Source organism: Bacillus testis (genome assembly GCF_001243895.1).
In the GTDB taxonomy this organism is placed as follows: Bacteria; Bacillota; Bacilli; order Bacillales; family DSM-1321; genus Bacillus_AD; species Bacillus_AD testis.
The window spans coordinates 2,662,528-2,681,818 of record NZ_LN851186.1; the positions used below are offsets into that span (position 1 = coordinate 2,662,528).

At 45.8% G+C, this 19,291-nt stretch carries 21 protein-coding genes; 3 read left to right on the top strand and 18 right to left on the bottom strand.

The genetic code is table 11. The annotated features are described in order from the left end of the window. Positions 1-61: 61 nt before the first annotated feature. The 14 genes from ccsB to BN1765_RS13425 form a co-directional block, all read right to left on the bottom strand. Positions 62-1,240 (bottom strand): c-type cytochrome biogenesis protein CcsB, encoded by a 1,179-nt coding sequence (ccsB, locus tag BN1765_RS13360; RefSeq protein ID WP_050615595.1) that lies wholly within the window; start codon positions 1,238-1,240, stop codon positions 62-64. Positions 1,241-1,251: 11 nt separating this feature from the next. After that, positions 1,252-2,880, bottom strand: coding sequence for a cytochrome c biogenesis protein ResB (gene resB, locus BN1765_RS13365; RefSeq protein ID WP_050615596.1), 1,629 nt, complete (start codon positions 2,878-2,880; stop codon positions 1,252-1,254). An 18-nt stretch (positions 2,881-2,898) separates the two neighbouring features. Then, entirely contained in the window at positions 2,899-3,429 is a 531-nt protein-coding gene (gene resA / locus BN1765_RS13370) for a thiol-disulfide oxidoreductase ResA (protein WP_050615597.1), read from the bottom strand. Between the two features lie 93 nt (positions 3,430-3,522). Further along, positions 3,523-4,251 (bottom strand): pseudouridine synthase, encoded by a 729-nt coding sequence (locus BN1765_RS13375; RefSeq protein ID WP_050615598.1) that lies wholly within the window; start codon positions 4,249-4,251, stop codon positions 3,523-3,525. A gap of 195 nt (positions 4,252-4,446) precedes the next feature. After that, on the bottom strand, positions 4,447-4,980 hold the full coding sequence (locus BN1765_RS13380) for a spore maturation protein (RefSeq protein WP_050615599.1): 534 nt from the start codon (positions 4,978-4,980) through the stop codon (positions 4,447-4,449). Positions 4,981-4,982: 2 nt separating this feature from the next. Then, positions 4,983-5,576, bottom strand: a complete 594-nt coding sequence (locus tag BN1765_RS13385) for a nucleoside recognition domain-containing protein (protein WP_050615600.1) — start codon at positions 5,574-5,576, stop codon at positions 4,983-4,985. Next, positions 5,569-6,735 carry a D-alanyl-D-alanine carboxypeptidase family protein gene (locus tag BN1765_RS13390; RefSeq protein ID WP_050615601.1) on the bottom strand — a complete coding sequence of 389 codons (1,167 nt, stop codon included), beginning with the start codon at positions 6,733-6,735 and terminating at the stop codon, positions 5,569-5,571. The genes BN1765_RS13385 and BN1765_RS13390 overlap by 8 nt, the downstream gene beginning before the upstream one ends. Before the next feature lie 111 nt (positions 6,736-6,846). Then, entirely contained in the window at positions 6,847-7,518 is a 672-nt protein-coding gene (locus BN1765_RS13395) for a YczE/YyaS/YitT family protein (RefSeq protein ID WP_050615602.1), read from the bottom strand. Between the two features lie 133 nt (positions 7,519-7,651). Continuing rightward, positions 7,652-8,899, bottom strand: coding sequence for a CYP152 family fatty-acid peroxygenase CypC (locus BN1765_RS13400; protein ID WP_187119487.1), 1,248 nt, complete (start codon positions 8,897-8,899; stop codon positions 7,652-7,654). 123 nt (positions 8,900-9,022) lie between these two features. After that, positions 9,023-9,886, bottom strand: a complete 864-nt coding sequence (locus BN1765_RS13405; protein WP_050615604.1) for a superoxide dismutase — start codon at positions 9,884-9,886, stop codon at positions 9,023-9,025. A gap of 520 nt (positions 9,887-10,406) precedes the next feature. Continuing rightward, positions 10,407-10,895 carry a YpuI family protein gene (locus tag BN1765_RS13410; protein WP_050615605.1) on the bottom strand — a complete coding sequence of 163 codons (489 nt, stop codon included), beginning with the start codon at positions 10,893-10,895 and terminating at the stop codon, positions 10,407-10,409. A gap of 35 nt (positions 10,896-10,930) precedes the next feature. Further along, positions 10,931-11,326 carry a hypothetical protein gene (locus BN1765_RS13415; protein WP_069203091.1) on the bottom strand — a complete coding sequence of 132 codons (396 nt, stop codon included), beginning with the start codon at positions 11,324-11,326 and terminating at the stop codon, positions 10,931-10,933. A gap of 223 nt (positions 11,327-11,549) precedes the next feature. After that, positions 11,550-12,119: an SMC-Scp complex subunit ScpB gene (gene scpB, locus BN1765_RS13420; RefSeq protein ID WP_050616776.1), complete on the bottom strand. Its 570-nt coding sequence runs from the start codon at positions 12,117-12,119 to the stop codon at positions 11,550-11,552. Between the two features lie 4 nt (positions 12,120-12,123). Next, positions 12,124-12,870: a segregation/condensation protein A gene (locus BN1765_RS13425; protein ID WP_050615607.1), complete on the bottom strand. Its 747-nt coding sequence runs from the start codon at positions 12,868-12,870 to the stop codon at positions 12,124-12,126. Positions 12,871-13,056: 186 nt separating this feature from the next. On the opposite strand from BN1765_RS13425, the gene BN1765_RS19610 reads away from it, so the two are divergent. Together BN1765_RS19610 and BN1765_RS13430 are read left to right on the top strand one after the other, a co-directional pair. Then, positions 13,057-13,170 (top strand): YjcZ family sporulation protein, encoded by a 114-nt coding sequence (locus BN1765_RS19610; RefSeq protein ID WP_075050811.1) that lies wholly within the window; start codon positions 13,057-13,059, stop codon positions 13,168-13,170. Positions 13,171-13,273: 103 nt separating this feature from the next. Further along, positions 13,274-13,783 carry a DUF309 domain-containing protein gene (locus BN1765_RS13430; protein ID WP_050615608.1) on the top strand — a complete coding sequence of 170 codons (510 nt, stop codon included), beginning with the start codon at positions 13,274-13,276 and terminating at the stop codon, positions 13,781-13,783. Positions 13,784-13,831: 48 nt separating this feature from the next. On the opposite strand, the gene BN1765_RS13435 is transcribed toward BN1765_RS13430, so the two are convergent. Next, positions 13,832-14,191 (bottom strand): GNAT family N-acetyltransferase, encoded by a 360-nt coding sequence (locus BN1765_RS13435; RefSeq protein WP_050615609.1) that lies wholly within the window; start codon positions 14,189-14,191, stop codon positions 13,832-13,834. Between the two features lie 536 nt (positions 14,192-14,727). Here BN1765_RS13435 and BN1765_RS13440 point away from each other — a divergent pair. Continuing rightward, positions 14,728-15,603, top strand: a complete 876-nt coding sequence (locus BN1765_RS13440) for a DUF1002 domain-containing protein (protein WP_050615610.1) — start codon at positions 14,728-14,730, stop codon at positions 15,601-15,603. A 108-nt stretch (positions 15,604-15,711) separates the two neighbouring features. On the opposite strand, the gene lysA is transcribed toward BN1765_RS13440, so the two are convergent. From lysA to BN1765_RS13455, 3 genes are all read right to left on the bottom strand, one after another. Then, entirely contained in the window at positions 15,712-17,031 is a 1,320-nt protein-coding gene (gene lysA / locus BN1765_RS13445) for a diaminopimelate decarboxylase (RefSeq protein WP_050615611.1), read from the bottom strand. Positions 17,032-17,227: 196 nt separating this feature from the next. Next, positions 17,228-18,709, bottom strand: a complete 1,482-nt coding sequence (locus tag BN1765_RS13450) for a spore germination protein (protein WP_050615612.1) — start codon at positions 18,707-18,709, stop codon at positions 17,228-17,230. Beyond that, a complete protein-coding gene (locus BN1765_RS13455; protein ID WP_050615613.1) occupies positions 18,654-19,271 on the bottom strand; it encodes a stage V sporulation protein SpoVABEA in 618 nt (205 codons plus the stop codon). Before BN1765_RS13455 ends, BN1765_RS13450 begins: the two co-directional genes overlap by 56 nt. Between the last annotated feature and the right edge of the window lie 20 nt (positions 19,272-19,291).

The following is a 19,291-nucleotide window of genomic DNA, read 5'->3' on the forward strand; positions in this document are numbered from 1 at the left end:
AAGAAATGACAATTACAAAACCCCTTCTATTTTGACAATAGAAGGGGTTTTGTAATGTATCTCAAGCATAAGAATGCAAGCCAGCAATAACCATATTCACAAAAATCAAATTGAACATGATAATAGCAAAGCCGATAACCGCCAGCCAGGCTGATTTTTCGCCATGCCAGCCTTTTGATAGGCGTAAATGCAAGAAAGCGGCATAGAATAGCCAGGTGATGAGCGCCCACACTTCTTTCGGATCCCAGCCCCAAAAGCGCGTCCAGGCGATCTGCGCCCAAATCATAGCGAAGATCAAGGCTCCGAGCGTAAAGACCGGAAAACCAATCAAGACTGACCGATAGCCGATTTCATCGACAAGATCAAGATTAAGGTTACGCACCAATGGCTGAAAAACGGCGGCAATCCGTTTGCGGAAAATCAACCGTAGCAAGAGATACAGGACGGTTCCGACTCCGAGCGACCAGAGGACGGTGTTTACTTTCTTAGCGTTGAAGATAGCCGGCAGTTCCACCAATGGTTCCATGGCGCCTTTTGTTTTCAAGACGGCGTCATGCTGGCCGACAAGGGCCGGTAAGGTGTAATCAGCCACGGCTTCTTCGCCGTTTTTGTCGACATAATTAAACTCGGCTTTATAGCCGTCAATGGCAAATACAGTGGATACAATGATAAAGCCTAAGGCGATCACCAATGAGAAGACGACTGCTTCAAGCCAGAATGTTTTTTTGCTTTTCTTTGTTTGATCGATCGATTTGATTAAGTACAGCAAACCAGCTGCGAAACTGACCGCAAGTATCGCTTGGCCTGCCGCCGCGGTCGTGACGTGCACATGCAGCCAATAGCTCTGCAGCGATGGAACAAGCGGCGTGATGTCACGTGGAAACATAGCAGCATAAGCGATGATCAGGATAGCAATCGGCAATGTGACCAAGCCAAGGGCGTTCACTCGGTAGATAAAGAAGATGGCAATGAACGCGCCGACAAGCATCATACCGAAGAACGTGGTAAACTCGAATAGGTTGCTGACCGGCGCATGTCCGGAAACGATCCATCTGGTGACAAAATAGCCAAGTTGGGCAAGGAAGCCGATGATAGTCAGTGCAATCCCGATTTTGGACCAGTTATTCATTTTGTCGGAGACGGATTTGCGTTTATCCTTGATGGCGCCTCCGAAAAAAAGTGTTGCGACTAAATATAGTAAGAATGCTGTAAATAAAAGATTACCGCTAAGTGCTGCCATTCTCTTTCCCCCTATTTCGAAGATTCTGCCTTTTGAAGCCGATCTTCCGGCTCATTCCATCCAAATCCGTCAATTGCTTTGGATATATCCCTTTTTAGGCCATGCCAGTTTTTATTGGTATGGGCGGCTATAAATAGTTTATCGCCTTTTTTCTGGATCCAGATTCTGCGGTGATGCCAATAAGCTCCTTGCACGACACCGATCATGAAGATGATTCCGCCAATGATGAGGAAAGGAATTGTTAAGTCTTTGCGGATGGTCAAAGCGGTTACATTTTTTGTTTCTATACCGGCGAATGCCATTTTATATTCGTTATTGGCCGAGCCTTCGATGGTTTTCTTGATGGCGACGAAGCTCACTTCGCCTTTTGGTTTGTCCGGAGCAAACATTTTGAAGACAAAGGCCGGATTATTCGGCACTTTGGATACAGTTGTCGGTTTGCCATCGTCCCCCATGACGAAATCAGGAAAATAATTGATGAGCTTCACTTTATAGCCCTTCCCGAGGTCGTATGACACTTTCGGATTATTCAAATCAACTTTGATTTTGCCGAAGCTTTGGTTATCTGACTTCCGATTGAAGCTAAGGTACATCTGATTGAGTTCATCTAGCTTGTAGTTTACCTGATAGATTGCCAGATTTCCCACTTTCAAGGGTTCGTTGACTCTGATATTCTTTTCTTCTATTTGTTTGAGCTTCGGTTTTTCACCGACAATTTTATTGCCTTGCCGTTCATACAGGACAGCATCTGTCTGAAAGTTCTTGGCTACCATTCCGCCTCTATCGATAGCTTTAGAGAAAACTTCTTTTTCTTTGTTTTTATCATAAATTTCCATGACGAATTTCTTATTTTCCAAGAAATATTGCCCTTTGGTACCGGGAATCTGTTTTGTTTCCCCTTCCCTCAGCCACATGGATTTATCCATGTACATGCCAGGCACGAAGCGGAGCATGGCGCCTACAAGGAAGACGATCAGGCCGATATGGTTGACATAGGGCCCCCATCTTGAAAAGCGGTTTTTCTCGGCGAGGATGGCGCCGTTTTCTTCCTTCACTTTATATTTAGATTTTTTGAGCCGCTCCTTCAGTGCCTCTATATCCACCTTACCGTCTTCTAAGTCGGTGGCTGAAAACAAGCGCTGGCGCTTCAGGAAACCTTCATGGCGGTCTGTCCGCTGCGTTTTTAATGCTCTATGTAATGGAATGAATCGGTCTAGGCTGCATATGACCAAAGAAATCCCGATTGATGCAATCAAGAGTAGGTACCACCATGACCCGTACAGATTGTGGAAACCGAGCTCATAATAGACCTGTCCCAGAAACCCATATTCATCTTTATAGAATACACTGGCTGGTGTATTGGGAGGTATGTACATTTCCTGAGGAAAAACCGTGCCTAAAGCCGATGCCGACAAGGTGACGACAATCAGCCATACACCCACTTTCACGGAGGAAAAGAAATTCCAAATCTTATCTATAATCGTTTTCTTATAGGTTTGTGAACGCCTGGCCGTCCCTTCGTAGCGCATGTCCACAACTTCGCTTTGTTTCTCTGTCTCGTTCAGGACTCTCCCGCAGGATTCACAAAGGATGGTGCCATGTGGATTCACATGGCCACATTCGCATTTCACATCATTCATGTCTAAAACTCCCCAATGTTATGGCTTGACCTGCTCAAAAAGCTGTTTCAATTCATCTGGTTCAATGGCGCCTGTTTTGGCATATACGACTTTACCGTCCTGATCGATTAGAAAGGAGGCTGGCAGGTTATAGACACCGTATACTTCCTCGACAGCTTCGTCACTGTCCTTCAGGATAGGGAAATCCAGGCCAAGGCGGTCACGGTAATCGCCGATCACTACATCGGATTCGGCTACATTGACAGCAAGAACTTCCACTCCTTGCTTCTTATATTGGCGGTACATATCATTGATGGCCGGCATTTCTTCCTCGCATGGCTTGCACCAAGTGGCCCAGAAATTGATAAATACCCCTTTTCCTTTATAATCGGACAGCTTATGTGATTTTCCATTTAGATCTTTCAGAACAAAATTAGGTGCTTGGTCCCCTTTGCTTACCTCGTCGTTTTTGTCTTTGGTGAAGTTGGCATACAGTGTGTAAGCAAGCGCAATCAGTAAAACGACTAATATCGCCGTCCTGATTGCAAGACGTTGTTTTTTCTTATCCATGTTTATCCCCCTACATGCACATTAACGTCATTATAGCATTTAACAACATCTGTATATTGTTTATAAAAATGAAAATTATGTGAATAATACCAATTATTTCCCGTTGTTAGAAGCCATTACACGCAGTTGCTTGACTTCATGGGGAGTCAATTCTCTGGCATCTCCTGGGCGAAGGCCTTTAAGCGTCAGGAATCCGTATTGTTCACGCTTCAGTTTGATGACAGGATGTCCAATGGCTTCGAACATTCTGCGGACCTGGCGGTTGCGTCCTTCGTGGATGGTGATTTGGATGATGCTTGTGTTTTTCTTCTTATCGGTTGAGATGACCTTTACCTTTGCCGGTGCTGTCATGCCGTCCTCCAGCTTGATGCCGTGAATTAGTTTCTTCAGCTGCTCGCGCATCGGAATGCCTTTGACTTTCGCCACATATACCTTGTCGACTTCATTTTTCGGATGCATTAGCAGATTGGCGAATTCTCCATCATTCGTCATGATCAGCAGCCCGGACGTATCATAATCCAATCGGCCGACCGGATAAATACGTTCCTCGACAAGTGGAAAGAAATCCGTAACCACTTTACGGTTTTTGTCATCCTGGACGGCGGAAATTACGCCACGCGGTTTGTTCAGAACAAAGTAGACCGGCGCTTCGTTCTCTAGCGGCACCCCATTGACCTCAACCTTGTCATTCTGACCAACCTTTGTCCCCAATGTTTTCACTACTTCGCCGTTAACTTTCACCTTGCCATCTAAAATTAACTCTTCGGCTTTTCTACGGGAAGCGACGCCGGAGTGAGCGATTATTTTTTGTAATCTTTCCATAATTTATCACCTCTTACATATTATCTCTTGCTGTACAAATAAACAAGCGATATACAATTATGTCATATTCCTGAGGAAAAGCAAAAACAAACTTTCCTAAAACCAAAAGTACAGACTATTCAATATTCTAAACAGCCATCTAATCCCTTTCCCATAAAAAAAACGATGGAAAAGAAAGCTCTTTCCATCGTACCATTAGTATCCGAATATATAAACGACTGCTGTAATCGCAGCAACCAATCCGACCAGGTCTGCAAGCAGCCCGACCTTGACGGCATCCCCCATTTTCCGGATGCCGACCGCCCCGAAATAGACAGTCAGTACATAAAATGTCGTATCCGTGCTTCCTTGAATGGTGGATGCAAGCCTGCCAATGAATGAATCCGGCCCGAATGTGCCCATCAGGTCGCTCGTCAAACCAAGGGCAGCGTTCCCTGAAATAGGCCTGATCAGCGCCAGCGGCACAATTTCCGAAGGAACGCCTATCAAGTTGAACAGCGGCTTGAATAAACCTACCAACGCATCCATGGCCCCCGATGCCCGGAATACGGCAATTGCCGCCAGCATCCCGACCAGATAAGGAATGATGGAAAAAGAAATCGTGATGCCTTCCTTGCCTCCTTCCACAAAGCTTTCATATGTAGGGACTTTTTTGAACGTGCCATAAAGTAGAATCCCGCCGATCAAAATAGGCAGAATGAATGTGGACAACATCAGTAACGAGCCCATGTTTACCTCCTCCCTTTCCTGCTTCTCCGTTTATAAAAGTAACGGTCGATCAGAATGCCTCCGATCATGCTGACCGTCGTAGCCAGCAATGTTGTAATGACAATATCCGTCGGGTTGGCACTGTGATGGGACATACGGAGCGCTATGACAGTCGTCGGAATGAGTGTAATGCTCGATGTATTGATGGCCAGGAAAGTGATCATGGAACGGCTAGCTTCATCCCTGCCGCCGTTCAATGATTTGAGCTGTTCCATCGCTTTAATGCCCAACGGCGTGGCCGCATTGCCGAGACCGAATGTATTCGCCATCATATTCGACAGGATGTAGCCCAGAGCAGGATGATCAGGGGGAACATCGGGAAAAAGCCTGGTTATCAGCGGCCTGAATAGATTTGCCATCTTTGCCAGCAAGCCTGATTCCTCTGCTATCCTCATAAGGCCGAGCCAGAAAATCAGCACGCTCATCAAACCGAGAGAAATCGTGACGCCCATTCCCGCCGCCTTGAATAAAGCAGTATTGACCGCTTCCATCTTTCCATTGATCAACGCAAAGACATAGCCGATGATGAACATCGCTCCCCAGATATAATTAACCATGGCGGTTCAAATCCAAGAGCATCAAAAAGGCATGCTTCCATTCTTCCAGGAAACTGGTCTTTCTCTTAGGCTCCAGGCCCTTAAAAAAGATATTGCGGCTGCCGATCGGTTCACCGTTCAGTTCCACGATTGCCTTTCCGACGATCGGAGGAATGTTATCTTTATTCGACCAATTCCTGCCAGGCTTGACCAATTTGATTTCAGCGGTCACTCTGTCCTGTTCATCCGCAGTCAACGGATAGTAAAATGGCCGCTTCAACACCACCTTCTTCCGGTAAAATTTGGATTGGATACCTTTCACATAGCCTGGTCTAAGTACTTGTGTCAAAGTATATTGCTTAAAACCGTATTCGAAGAGATTCATATGGTCTTTCCAATCATCACCGTCATTCAGCGTTACGGCAATTAAATCCATGCCGTCTTTTTGTGCAGTGGATACTAATGTCCGCCTGGCCAGCTTAGTAAATCCTGTCTTGCCTCCGGTTGAATACTTATACAGCGTCAGCATTTTATTCTTATTTTTCCAAGAATAATCCCAGGCTTCTTCTGTATTGGGCGCACGATGGATCTTGGTTCCCGCTATTTTGGCATATGTACGGTTGTCCATCGCATAACGTGTCAAGAGCGCCATATCATACGCCGAGGAATAATGGTTTTCTGTATTGTCGAGGCCATGGGGATTGGTAAAAGAGGAATCCTTCATGCCCAGCTCTTCCGCTTTTTGGTTCATCAAAAGCGCAAATCCCTCCACGCTTCCGCCTACATGCTCGGCGATCGCTGTTGCCGCATCATTGCCCGAACGGAGCATTAGACCGTATACCAGGTCCTCTAGCTTCATCTTCTGCCCCGGCTTCAAGAACAGGGAAGAACCCTCTGCACGTACCGCCTGTTCCGAAATGGAAACCGTATCGTTCAGTTTGCCGGATTCTATGGCGATGATAGCGGTCATGATTTTTGTGATACTGGCAATCCGTTTCCGCTGATGCGCTTTCTTTTCGAATAAGACCCGACCGCTCTTTTGTTCCATCAATACTGCATTGACTGCTGACACCTTGATCGATTGGGCTTCTTCAGTGGCACTGGCAGAGGACGGAGGAGCCAGCAAAGAAGCAAGCAACAACAAAGACACACCTATTAACACCCATTTTTTTAGCGCCATGAAGTACCTCATCCTTTTTCTGTTTTGTACAAGTGTATGCAGGAGGACAAGTGTTATGACTCTATTATGGAAGGGCCGTGCCCAACTTCAGGGATGCAAGTGGCGCATTTCTTACATATCTGGGTTGTTGCCCTCTTCTTTCTTCTCCTTTTCAGCCGGATGGCCCCGAAAGGTTGCCGCCAAGCTTTCATGTTGCACAGCCGTGGCCTCAAAAGAAAACAAACGGAAGACAATCTGGATACAGACCCCGAGGCCAAATGCGGTAATCACCGTTCCAGCACCCAATGGGCCGCCCAACATCCACCCCAAGCCGGCAACCAAACATTCCAATAGGCTGCGGCATAGGCCGACCGGCAAGCTTGTGCGCCTGCGGATGGCCACCATCAATGAATCTCTGGGCCCTGCTCCAAATCCGGAACTAATATAAAAATAACTGCCCACGGAAGTAGTGAACAAGCCGGCAACCACCAGACCGAGACCGCTAAATAAACCATGCATGGAAGGCACTATGCCTGCAGCCAGGATCAAGTCGAGAAACACACCGATCAGAACCATATTTGCCAACGTCCCAATGCCGATTTTTTCTTTCAATAAGATCACTACAACGACCAGAGCCACACTTACAAGGACTGTAGCCTGGCCAATTGTCAGCGGCAGCAGATTGGCGATGCCTGCCTGGAACACTTCCCAAGGGCCATATCCCAAATTGCCGCGAATGACCAAGGAAGTGCCGAGAGCAAACAAAAACAAGCCAAATATCAAGCGAGTAAAGCGCTTTATCATCAAATATTCCTCAATTCTTTTTAAGTACAGAATTTTCTGATATTTACTATTATACTTTATAGCCTGCCCCTGGCAATCCCCACAATTAAAAAGCCTTGCATACCGGCAAGGCTTTCTTCAGTCAGCACACTATTTACAGCAATTTGATGACCACGCCGCTCTTTGGATATGTCGGCAGGCGGTTCAAGCGGATGGTCAGGTCCTGCGGCGGCAGGTCATATTGCACTTCTTTTGTCAAAAAAGCAAAAGTGGCTTTTAGCACTTCGATTGTCGCCATCTCTCCCGGACAACGATGATGCTCATAATAGTCTCCGCCTCCTTGAGGAATCAGGTCGAATAACCCGCCTTTCCAATCCTTGAATCGTTCTGGATCAAAAACCTTGGGTGACTTCCATAAATGCGGGTCACGGTTGGTGCCGTACAGATCGAGCAGAACAAGCTGGTCTTTCTTGAAATGGACGCCATCCCAACTGAAATCATCGATTGCACGCGCTCCTAAGAAAGGGGCAAATGGATAAAAACGGCGCACTTCCTGCACAAACATATACAGGTAACTGCCCTTCTCATCATCGTTCAACAGCTTTTCGCGGTTTTCCGGATAATGGTAGAGAGCCAGAGCTCCGTATGCAACAAAAATAGCAATAGCAACAATCGGACGCAAAATATTAATCAGCTCTATGGCCGCCATATTGGTATCGAGCTGTTGCCCATCCAGTTCAGTATGCCATGCCATCGCATAGGCCGACGATTCTTTAGGCACATCTAATTCTTTGCTGCGGACTTGGGTGATGATGCCGCGGATCCATTTCTCCGCTCTCGAACGAGCCTTCCTTCCCTCCCAATGTCTAGGGCCGACAGCTCCGAAGGCATCTACCATCGCTCCGAAGTCTTCCGCTCTCATGGTGACTTCTTCCTCCGCTAATGGGACGCCTGCCCATTTGCAGGCTGCACGGCACAGTACTTTTTGCGCTTCCCTGAACAGCACGACCTCGCCAGCATCTTTCCATCCAGCACTGCTTGCTCTCCACTCTTCTGTCACGTAAGATGCAAGTTCATCCAAATGGCTGGGTGTCATCAATGACATAAATAGCTGTTTGCGGCAGCGGTGTGCTTCGCCATCCATTCCTTGGATGGCGTTTTCACCGAAGAGCGTTTTTTGGACTCTCTTTGGTGTGACTCCCTTACGTTTGAAGAGCCGATTGTCATAAAACATGCGGGCTGCTTCTTCCCCGCTTATGCATACTACTTTTTCCCCAAGAAGGCGGGTCCGGAAGACACGGGTCCCATACTTCTGGCAGCGGTTCGGGATATAGCGGTATCCCTCTTGCAACAAAGCGATTGAATCATCAAGCGTTATTTCCTGCGGCACTTTCTTCATTATTTCCATCTGGCCATACAACTCCTTAAGCAACCTTAATTGCTATAAGATTACCCGAAATAGGAGCTGAACAAACGTTCATGCCTTCATCTTCTTCTGCTCGTCAGGAGTTCTAAGGGCCCTTGGTCAAAAGGGAGTCCATTGCAGCTTATGCGCTTTTTCATACCGGTTTGCCACATTCGGCCAGTACACGACATTCCAGAATTGATCAACATAGTCGGCGCGCTTATTTTTATACTGTAAATAATAAGCATGTTCCCAGACATCTAGGACAAGGAGCGGTATGGTATCCCATTGAGTCAGAATCATATGCAACTGTGACATTAGTATTTCCAACCGCCGTGCCCGCGGAGACCATACCAGGATGGCCCATCCGACACCCGGCACCTGCTTGGCGACTTCCGAGAACTCCTTTTTGAATGCCGCATAGCTGCCGAAATCCTTTACAATTTGCTTAAGCAATTGGCCATGTGGCTCCCCGCCGCCGTTCGGGTTCATATTCTCCCAGAAGATTGTATGCAAATAATGCCCGGAACCATTGAAGGCTGCTTCGTTTTGCCAATGCTTAATCAAGGAAAAGTCCCCGCTTTCCCGCGCTTGCTTCATCATTTTTTCCGCTTTGTTCAATCCATCTACGTACGCCTGATGATGCTTATCATGGTGAAGCCTCATGATTTCTTCTGAAATATACGGCTCTAATGCATTATACGGATATGGAAGCGGCGGTAACGTGTGCTGCCCGGCAGGTACGCTCTGCTGCCTGGCTTCTTGGCCTTCGACTTCTCCTCTTAAATCAGCCTGTACTTGTTTTACCTTGTCCTGCAGGGCAAGGATCTCCTCTTTCTGTTTGTAATCAGCCTGGAGGGATCGTTCGATTTCATCCAACTGACTCTGGAGCCCCTCATTCGATATTCTTTGTTCCGCCAAATAGTCCTTCACATCCACCAGCCATCCTTGGACCTGGTCAACATAATCTTTAAATACGGACATTTCATCGCCTCCCTTTTCACTACTATGAAAAAACAGCTTGTTTCATGAAATGTTTCCGTTTTCCGCCCCCAAAATTTCTTCAATCAAAGTAAAGCTGCACAATCAACGTTAGAGTATAATAAATAGCCTAACTCATATTGATTAGGCCATAAAAGATGCAGAAAATATAGACTTATAAGTCATATAATCATGGACGAAAGATGTGTGGATCGTACGGTCCTAGCAACAGATGTCTTAATGGTTGTTATTTCGTTCGCGTCCTTAGTCGTTGCTATCATTGTTGCATGCAAAAAAGACTAAGCTACCCTTAGCCAAGGTGATAGAAGCCTAGTCTTTTATCCACCGCCGCGATCTTACTTTGCGGTAGTAGCAACTGAGGATTGAGATGTTACCAGCATCTTTTAGTCCTCTTTTTGATTTTATGGTATTGTAGCGTCCTTATACATATGTTCAACCAACTTATGGATTTTGCATCATCGGTGGGAGATGAATGAATACCCCCACCGATTAAAGTTGCACTTTATTTGGAATGCATCATTTTTGTCCGGTAATCCGTTTCATAATATTCCAGCTCTTCTCTGATGTGCTGGAAGCTGCCTTCCAATCCCTTGATCAAGGCAGCAAAAGAGGCCGGCACTGACTGGTGGTATTTAATGGAGTTCTTTCCCGTATAGGCTGAACGGCTGTCTTCGTACCAAGCGTCATTCTTCGGCGAGAAAAACTCTTCAATGCATTGGTGGAAAACTTTGTAGAGTGTCTTTTCGGCTGCACCTTTATGGAAAGTGTTGTTGCCCAGGACGATTTTGCATGTTTCATATCCTTCTTCGCAATAAACCGCCAAACGTCTGACAGTCGATAATAAACTTTGATAATAAGCCTCGTCCCCGCTGCTTTCATCCTGAAGCATGCGTATCGTGGTTCCATTCAAAAAACTGTTCATCTTTTCTACGCTTTCGCCCAAAAAACTCTTTACTTCTTCCAGTTGCATCTGAACCATGCTATTTCCCACGTCTTGTCATCCTCCTACAATTTTTGCTTTTCTATTCAATAGGTTCCCAGTTGGAAGGTTCTTTCCGTTTCAATACAGCGCATCATATGCTCAATTTCCTGGTAGTCGGCGTTCTGGCAATAGTTCATCAATTCTTGCTCAGAATGAATATACAGCCGTTTTCTTGATTGTAAGCTGCTATCTTTTGCCAGGCAGACCAATCCGACGATATCCCTGAAATAGATGTCCCTCTTGCCTATTTGGAATAGCGGATTATGTTCATAAGGGACAAAGCGCTCAAAGCGCTCTTCAAAATAGCGAAGGAACATGACATGCAGGGTCCTCTCTTTGGAACCAACCTGATAAACAACCTCTGACACGTTAAAGAATTCTTCAGGTGAAACCTGTTTGGATTTCACCAATTCATATCCTCGGCATTGCTTAATCCACACTGGCATTCCCCCATCACTATCATACTCGCTTGCCACAGCCTGTGGCAGGGCTATCCTCTGAAATAATGCATGAACACTGTTAATGAACATACCGTAGTCGCCAACATGCTCCTGCCCCAAAAGAAAAACGAATAACTGCATATGACAAACACTGGTAATTCCCCCTAATAGTAACACAACCTGGAATGTACTGTCATAACAATTATTCGTTCTTTTCCTCTATTTAACTAGGCAGCCCAAAGAACAGATCGGCTTCATCCTGTTCCAATGCCTCTTCCTGCACATCGTCGAGCGGAGGCAAATCCTTCAGCGTCTTCAATCCGAAGCAATCGAGGAATTCTTTGGTCGTTCCGTAAAGGATCGGCCTGCCCGGCCCTTCTGCGCGCCCGGTTTCTTTGATAAGCGCTTTAGCCGTCAGCGTCTGGAGGGACCTGTCCGTCTTGACTCCACGTATGGCTTCGATTTCGATGCGGGTAATCGGCTGTTTGTATGCGACAATCGCCAATGTTTCCAAAGCAGCCTGCGACAAACTGGCGCTGTTTGATGACTCAACCAGCTTCTTTAAGTACTCGGAATGCTCTTTCTTCGTCACCATCTGGAAGACGCCACCGACTTCGATGATCGAAAGCCCACGGGACTTCTTTTTGTACTCTTCTTGAAGATCTTCAAGTAATTCTGTAGCCTGCAAGGCCGTCGTATCAAGCACATCGGTTATTTGCTGCAGGGAGATGCCTTCATCCCCCGCGGCAAACAACAATGCTTCGAGGATGCCCTGCCCTTTATTCTTATTCACTGCTTCATGCACCTTCCTTGTTGACTATAAATAATTCTGCAAAGTTATTCTCCTGCTCTGCAAAGATTTCATTGCGTTTCAGCAACTCCAGGATGGCAAGAAACGTAATGACAATATGCTCTTTGGTGTGGAAGGGGAAGAGCTCCCCGAAACTTACACGCCCGGTCAGCGACTTGAGTTCAAGACGTATTTCGTCCATGCGTTTTTCGATGGAGATTTCCTGGCGTGTCACTTTCGTGTGAAGCGGCTTCTGCAGCTTTTTCCTGCGCAATAATTTATGGTACGCCCCAAGCATATCATAGAGCGTCACATTTAATTCCACTTTCTGCGGTCCCAATTCTCTCATTAAATGCGAAAGGTCGGCAGGGGGCTTTGAGAACATCAGGCTCCGTTCATGTTCCATTTCCTGGAGTTCTTCGGCCGCATGCTTATATTTCTTGTATTCAAGCAATCTCTCTACCAATTCATCCCGCGGATCTTCTTCGTATTCAAAATCTGTTTCTTCCTCGATCTCTTCCTCATGCTTCGGCAGCAGCATTTTGCTCTTGATCGCAAGCAGAGTAGCGGCCATCACCAGATATTCAGATGCCACATCCAGTTCTAGCTCTTTCATCGTATGGATGTACAACAAATATTGCTCCGTGATTTCGGCAACCGGGATATCGTATATATCTATTTCCAATGTATGTATCAGATGCAGCAACAGATCCAGTGGACCTTCGAAAGCATCAATTTTTACGTTATAAATCATTTTTTGTCCACCATCGCTTCTTAATTGCAGCTATATCCTAAGTATAGATGAAGTTGCGGTTTATTCCAATATGGATTCGATTCCGCTGTCTGCGTAATATTTAACAATTCTAGGCTTACGCCTATACCCATTCCATTATTGTGTCATATGCTGACATTGAAGTAAACCTTTAAGGAGGTCAAAAATATGGGTGAAAGTTGTTGTGGCGGCGGATACGGCGGCGGATACGGTACTGGATTCGCATTGATTGTGACGCTATTCATTCTGTTAGTGATTGTTGGTGCAGCGTTCTGCTGCTAGAAAGAACAGGTACCCGGCCTAGCACCGGGTCTTTTACATAACCGTCTGCCTTTTGCCCGGTCAATGGCCCATTTGCTACAATGTAAGTGATGGGAGGGATTACATGCAGTATCCAGAAGCCTATATCGCATACTTGATTGAGTTTCATGCAACGAGGGATTATTTTGAATGCCATGAGTTGCTCGAAGACTATTGGAAAGAGCAGGAGCCGGGCCAGCGGCAATCCATTTGGGTAGTCCTCATTCAAATCGCGGTCGGCTGCTATCATTATAGAAGAAATAACCTGGCCGGGGCCAAAAAGATGCTGGAAAAAGCCGAGGCCAACCTGCAGGCTGTCGATCGCGAAAAACTGCGAGTGATTGGCATGGGGGAAGAAGGCCTTCTTGAGCTGATCCAGTCGCAGCATCAACGGGTTTTGGACGGCAAGCTATACGCTCCCTTTGCCCTACCGCTTAACGATCAGGAACTTATTACTCATTGCAGAGAGGCTTGCAATCGATTAGGGTTGGTTTGGAATAATAGCCTCCCTGTGCCTGAAGAAATCAAAAATCGCCACCTGTACAGAGGCAAGATGTATGAAAGCCGGCAGGGGCGATTTAATGGCAATAACTAAAAAACAAGCCGAATAGGGGCTTGTTTTTTAGTTAAGATATATAATTGATTACTTGTCTTCGCTCTCCCGGCATTTATCCAGAAACGGAGCAATGACATCGCTTGACTGTATTTTCTTCGTGCTGTACATATTCGCAAGCTCTTCACACATCTTCCGGCCTATCCCTTGATAGCGGAACGAAGGATTGACGGTCAAATGCTGGATGGTGACAGTATCTTCGGGCTCAACTTCTACACCGATAAGGCCGATGATGTCTTCGTCTTCCTTCCAGAGAAGCAAGTTCCAGTTATCCTGAGTTTCATATTGCTTGATGGCTGCCTGCAGCGTCTTGACATCCTTCTCATTCGGCATGAAAGACAATAGGCCCATTGCAATTTTTTCGAAATTCTTTTTATAACGTATTAGCATATTCTTACCTCTTTATAATGAAGAACATTTTTTATAGTGCCTCTGATAATTTTACAAGAAAATCAGCCTTCTATCAACTTTTGAACGCGAACGGACATTCGTGTTCTTTTAGATTGACACCTTTGTCCTACCCTTTTGAGCAAATATGACATTAAACAACTAGTCCATTAGAAGGGCATTTTAAGCAATGAATACCCAATACAGGCAACCCCAAACGATGCATAGACCGGCAAGTGCAACAAACAAAATGATATTTCTCTTTTTCAATAAAGCTTCCCTCTTTCTTTCTGGAGTCTTTCCTTGAATAGTAGTATCATAACAGAAATAAGCCCATCAATCTTCTGTTTTTACAAGAAAATTCCAACACCATAATGATAGGGCGATGATCTATACGCCCCAAGTCATATTGATTTCTCAGATTTCTTTCATTATGCTAAATAGGTGCTTGTGAAGTCGATAAGGAGCATTCAAAAAAAACAAAAAAATGAATCCTTTTTCACAGAATATCCGTCTAATAACCGTAAGGAGGTTGTACTATGAAATATCTAAGCAGAAAAATAATGCTGGCTCTTATTGCCTGCAGCTTAATGATCATGCCGATCCAGGCGTTCGCTGATGCACAGGCCGGCGACGTAATCGTTACTCTAGGAGAAAACCTGTCTCCACAGCAAAAACAACAATTATTGAACGAAATGGGCGTTAGCCCGGATGTGGATACGGTCACCGTGTCCAATGCTGAGGAGCACGAATACTTGGGAAACTACATCGCTAAGAGATTAATAGGAACTAGAGCGATTTCTTCCAGCAAAATCACACTTGGCAAAAAAAATTCCGGATTAATCGTCAAAACAAACCATATTGATTGGGTAACCGACGAGATGTATATCAATGCTTTGGCGACTGCCGGAGTAAAAGATGCTGAAATTTATGTCACCGCGCCATTTGATGTATCTGGGACAGCAGCCCTGACAGGGATCATGAAAGCCTATGAAATCAAATCCGACAAAAAAATCCCTGAGGAAGTCAAGCAAGCAGCCAATCAGGAAATGGTAACAACCGCTAAGCTTGGCGATCAAATCGGTACAGATGAGGCTTCCGCCTTAATAACCAAAATCAAAGAAAACATCAGCAAAAATCCGCCACAAACGGAAGAAGAAACAAAGGATGTCATTGAACAATCCGCTAAAGATGTCGGTGTCGAATTAACGGAAAACCAGAAACAAAGCCTGGTTGACTTATTCAATAAATTAAAAGATCTAAATATCAATTGGGACAAAGTCGGAGATCAATTGAACAATGCTAAGGAAAAATTAAAGAACTACCTAAGTTCTGAAGAAGGACAAAGCTTCCTTGATAAATTGAAAAGTTTCTTTTCAAGCTTGATTGATGCCATCAAATCCTTCTTCAGTTAATCCCGGAAAGCATGGAGAGAATACTCTCCATGCTCTTTTTTTACAGAAAATCAAACGAATAAGAGAATAGTAGCAGCATATCGCTTCCTGAAGCCTCCACCTAATCTCTTATTTTATGACTGTTTCCCTCAGGGACAAATCCAGTCTAACAATATCGTGGATTGTCTCTCTTTTGACGACCAATTGATCCAGCCCGTTTTCCACAAAGACGACCGGCGGCCGCGTGATGCGGTTATAATTATTCGCCATGGAATAGCCATAGGCGCCTGTGCAGAAAACAGCCAGCAGGTCATCGCTTTTGACCTTCGGAAGCGGTATGTCCCAAATCAGCATATCGCCGCTTTCACAGCATTTGCCGGCAACCGATACCGTTTCTTCCGGTTCATCCTCCATCCGATTTGCCAATACGGCCTCATACTTGGCATTATACAATGCCGGTCTGAGGTTATCACACATACCGCCATCCACCGCCACATATTTACGGATGCCGGGGATTTCTTTCGTTGAACCGACTGTGTAAAGCGTGGTGCCAGCATCCCCCACCAAGGATCGGCCCGGTTCTATCCAGATTTCAGGGACTTCAAGACCCAACTCTTCCGATAAACGTTTCACTTCCACCACAATTTTCTCTACATATTGAGATGCCGGCAGCGGATGGTCCTCTTCTGTATAGCGGATGCCGAAGCCGCCTCCTAGATTAAGGACTTTGGCATGATAGCCATGGCGCTGATGCCAATCTTTCAGGATTGAAAGCAACTTGTCGGCAGCCAATAGAAAGCCAGCCGTCTCAAAAATTTGCGAGCCGATATGGCAGTGTAACCCTAATACATCTAAAAATTCACTCTTTTCACCAAACAACATCGCTTCTTCCGCTTGTCCGCTATCTATATGGAAGCCGAATTTGGAATCTTCCTGCCCGGTTACAATATAGTCATGGGTATGGGCTTCTACGCCTGGGGCGACACGCAGCAGAATTGGCATATGTTTGCCATGCTTGGCGCACAGATCCTCAAGCAGCTGCAGTTCATGCCCGTTATCCACAACGACGCAGCCGATTTCTTCGATGACCGCCATTTCGAGCTCATCCCTGCTTTTATTATTTCCATGGAAATGTATTTTTTCCTTCGGGAAACCGGCCACAATCGCTGTATACAATTCGCCTGCTGAGACGACATCTAGAGACAGCCCTTCTTCCATTGCCAGCTGTATCATGGCAATAGCGGAAAAAGCTTTGCTGGCATAAGCCACTTGAAAAGGGACGCCCAGTTGTTCGAACGTCTTCTTAAAGCCCCTTGCTCTTTCTCTGATCAAAGCGACATCATAGACATACAACGGCGTACCGTATTCTTTTGCAAGGCTAACCGTATCTTTGCCGCCGATTTCCAAATGGCCATACTCGTTCACTTTGCTGGTTCCATATAAATACATTCTGTTCATCCCTTCTCTTGATACCCAAGTAGTATATTTAAATGAAGAGAATCCGGACAACCCTATGGGTATCCGGATTTTCTCCAAGATTCTCATTCGGCTGAGGATTCTATGCATGCATACATTCACACTGTAATCCACCAAAGTCTAAATCATTTTAAAATTAACACAATACTACTTTAACATCAAGGGCAGGTTAGGATTTTCCAGGTTGCTTATACCGGTTTCGCGGATGGACGATGCTCGGACGGATTTTTGATCCAGGAATGCTTTTTCGGACAAGAATCTGTATGAACGCGATTATATTAAATGGAATCAGCGGCCAAAGGTAAGGGGTTTTAAAGGCTTTGATCCCAACCAGGAATAAAAGATAGATAGTGGTACCTACTACAAAACCAGGCGCTTTGAAGATGGCTATGCAAATCAGCAGGAATAGCCGCGCAAACTTATTCGCCACGCTCAGTTCCAGGCTCGGCGTAGCAAATGTGCCTAATGTAGCTGCAGCCACATATAGAATCACTTCACCGACAAACATCCCGACATCGATCGCAATTTGGCCGAGGATTACTGCAGCCACCAAACTCATAGCGGTCGCGAGCGGGGTTGGCGTATGTATGGCTGCCATCCTCAGAATTTCGACACCGATATCCGCTATCAATATTTGGACAAGGACCGGCATATTGGTCTGTTCATTGGGTCCGATAAAAGCCAACCCTTCCGGCAACATCGAAGGTTCCAAGATAAACAAATACCACAACGGCAGAAGAAATATGGATGTAAATATACCGATAAAGCGGATCCATCGGACAAATGTCCCTACAGCCGGCGACTGTCGGAATTCCTCTGCGTGCTGCACATGATGAAAATAAGTCGTTGGCGTAATAATGACACTCGGGGAAGTATCTACGTAGACAAGCACATGGCCTTCGAGCAAATGAGCAGCGCCCACGTCGGCCCGTTCCGTATACCTTACAAGCGGATAGGGATTATACCCTTGCCTGACCATGAACTCTTCGACTGTCTTATCGGCCATCGTCAAGCCGTCAATCTTGATATCCTGTATTTTTTTCCGGACTGATTCAATCAAATTTGGATTGGCCACGTCTTTTATATAGCCGATTGCCACGTCTGTCTTGGATCGTTCCCCCACCTTGATAATTTCGAACCGTAAGCGTTCATCGTGAATTCGCCGGCGTGTCAAAGCGGTGTTGATGATAATGTTCTCGACATAGCCGTCACGTGAACCGCGCACGACTTTTTCCGTATCCGGTTCGGAAGGCGTCCTGCCCGGATAGCTTCGGACATCCACTACGAGTGCATGGTCTTCCCCTTCTAGAACGAAAACAACCAAGCCAGTCAGCACTTGGTCCACCAATTCGTCCAATGTTTTGATGACGGTCACAGACTGATTGACGAGCCTATTTTCAATCAACGTGAAAATATGAGTATTAAGCTTTTGATGTTCATTCAAGTCTACTAGTTCTTTCAATAATTCGATAACAAACTCGGTATCGCATAAACCATTGATATAATAAAGATTCAAACCCTTCTTTAATACCTGGAATTTCCGGACACCGAGGTCGAAGCTAACACCGAGCCCGACTCTTTCTTTCATGAATTCTTCAGTCTGCTCCAGTTTCTTCGGTATCGGGACTTTCTCTTCGCTTTTTGTCGTCATAAAAGCCGCTCCTTTCAAGAATAAGTTCAACGGCAAGCTTTGTGATCGGCGAGCCTACGCTATAATGGTCCTTCATGGCCATTTTTCCTATATCGCCTATCCCCACTACAATCGGCGCATTCAAGGAATCAATACTGTAAACAGTGTCCCCTGTTATTCTTCCCATATCCATTTCCTGGACGCCGTACTTATCCACCCCATATGGTGTCAGCTGGCCGTCGCGGTCAATACAGACATCGACGCGCGTCCATTCTCTTTGCCTGGTTTTCGAAGCAACGGCAATCACTCCGAGTATTTCGATATCAGGATGGGTGGCCACAAACTTCATCACTTTTTCCCCATATCCCAATCCGACAAATCCGCTGTCATCAACCATTACAAGGACAGGATCTGAGGCGGCTTTCTTGATCAGCCGCACAAGCTTTGGGCCGGAAATCATCGTAGGATTGCCCCGCGATAATGAAATACAACGCCCGCCCACTGCCTTCGCTGCTAATTGCACGGAGCGGGATGCATATTCATCGCCGTCGGTCACGAGTATCACTTTCCTTTTTTTCTGCATGGGCGCTGTTCCTTTCCTGT

Excerpts from the sequence above, each read along its gene's own strand:
- BN1765_RS13435 (WP_050615609.1), bottom strand. The coding sequence starts at position 14,191 with ATGCTAATACGTTATAAAAAGAATTTCGAAAAAATTGCAATGGGCCTA.
- lysA (WP_050615611.1), bottom strand. The coding sequence starts at position 17,031 with ATGTATTTATATGGAACCAGCAAAGTGAACGAGTATGGCCATTTGGAA.
- BN1765_RS13390 (WP_050615601.1), bottom strand. The coding sequence starts at position 6,735 with ATGGCGCTAAAAAAATGGGTGTTAATAGGTGTGTCTTTGTTGTTGCTT.
- BN1765_RS13455 (WP_050615613.1), bottom strand. The coding sequence starts at position 19,271 with ATGCAGAAAAAAAGGAAAGTGATACTCGTGACCGACGGCGATGAATAT.
- BN1765_RS13395 (WP_050615602.1), bottom strand. The coding sequence starts at position 7,518 with ATGATAAAGCGCTTTACTCGCTTGATATTTGGCTTGTTTTTGTTTGCT.
- BN1765_RS13425 (WP_050615607.1), bottom strand. The coding sequence starts at position 12,870 with ATGATTTATAACGTAAAAATTGATGCTTTCGAAGGTCCACTGGATCTG.
- BN1765_RS13385 (WP_050615600.1), bottom strand. The coding sequence starts at position 5,576 with ATGGTTAATTATATCTGGGGAGCGATGTTCATCATCGGCTATGTCTTT.
- resB (WP_050615596.1), bottom strand. The coding sequence starts at position 2,880 with ATGAATGATGTGAAATGCGAATGTGGCCATGTGAATCCACATGGCACC.
- BN1765_RS13440 (WP_050615610.1), top strand. The coding sequence starts at position 14,728 with ATGAAATATCTAAGCAGAAAAATAATGCTGGCTCTTATTGCCTGCAGC.
- BN1765_RS13450 (WP_050615612.1), bottom strand. The coding sequence starts at position 18,709 with ATGACGACAAAAAGCGAAGAGAAAGTCCCGATACCGAAGAAACTGGAG.
- BN1765_RS19610 (WP_075050811.1), top strand. The coding sequence starts at position 13,057 with ATGGGTGAAAGTTGTTGTGGCGGCGGATACGGCGGCGGATACGGTACT.
- BN1765_RS13375 (WP_050615598.1), bottom strand. The coding sequence starts at position 4,251 with ATGGAAAGATTACAAAAAATAATCGCTCACTCCGGCGTCGCTTCCCGT.
- ccsB (WP_050615595.1), bottom strand. The coding sequence starts at position 1,240 with ATGGCAGCACTTAGCGGTAATCTTTTATTTACAGCATTCTTACTATAT.
- BN1765_RS13430 (WP_050615608.1), top strand. The coding sequence starts at position 13,274 with ATGCAGTATCCAGAAGCCTATATCGCATACTTGATTGAGTTTCATGCA.
- resA (WP_050615597.1), bottom strand. The coding sequence starts at position 3,429 with ATGGATAAGAAAAAACAACGTCTTGCAATCAGGACGGCGATATTAGTC.
- BN1765_RS13405 (WP_050615604.1), bottom strand. The coding sequence starts at position 9,886 with ATGTCCGTATTTAAAGATTATGTTGACCAGGTCCAAGGATGGCTGGTG.
- BN1765_RS13380 (WP_050615599.1), bottom strand. The coding sequence starts at position 4,980 with ATGGGCTCGTTACTGATGTTGTCCACATTCATTCTGCCTATTTTGATC.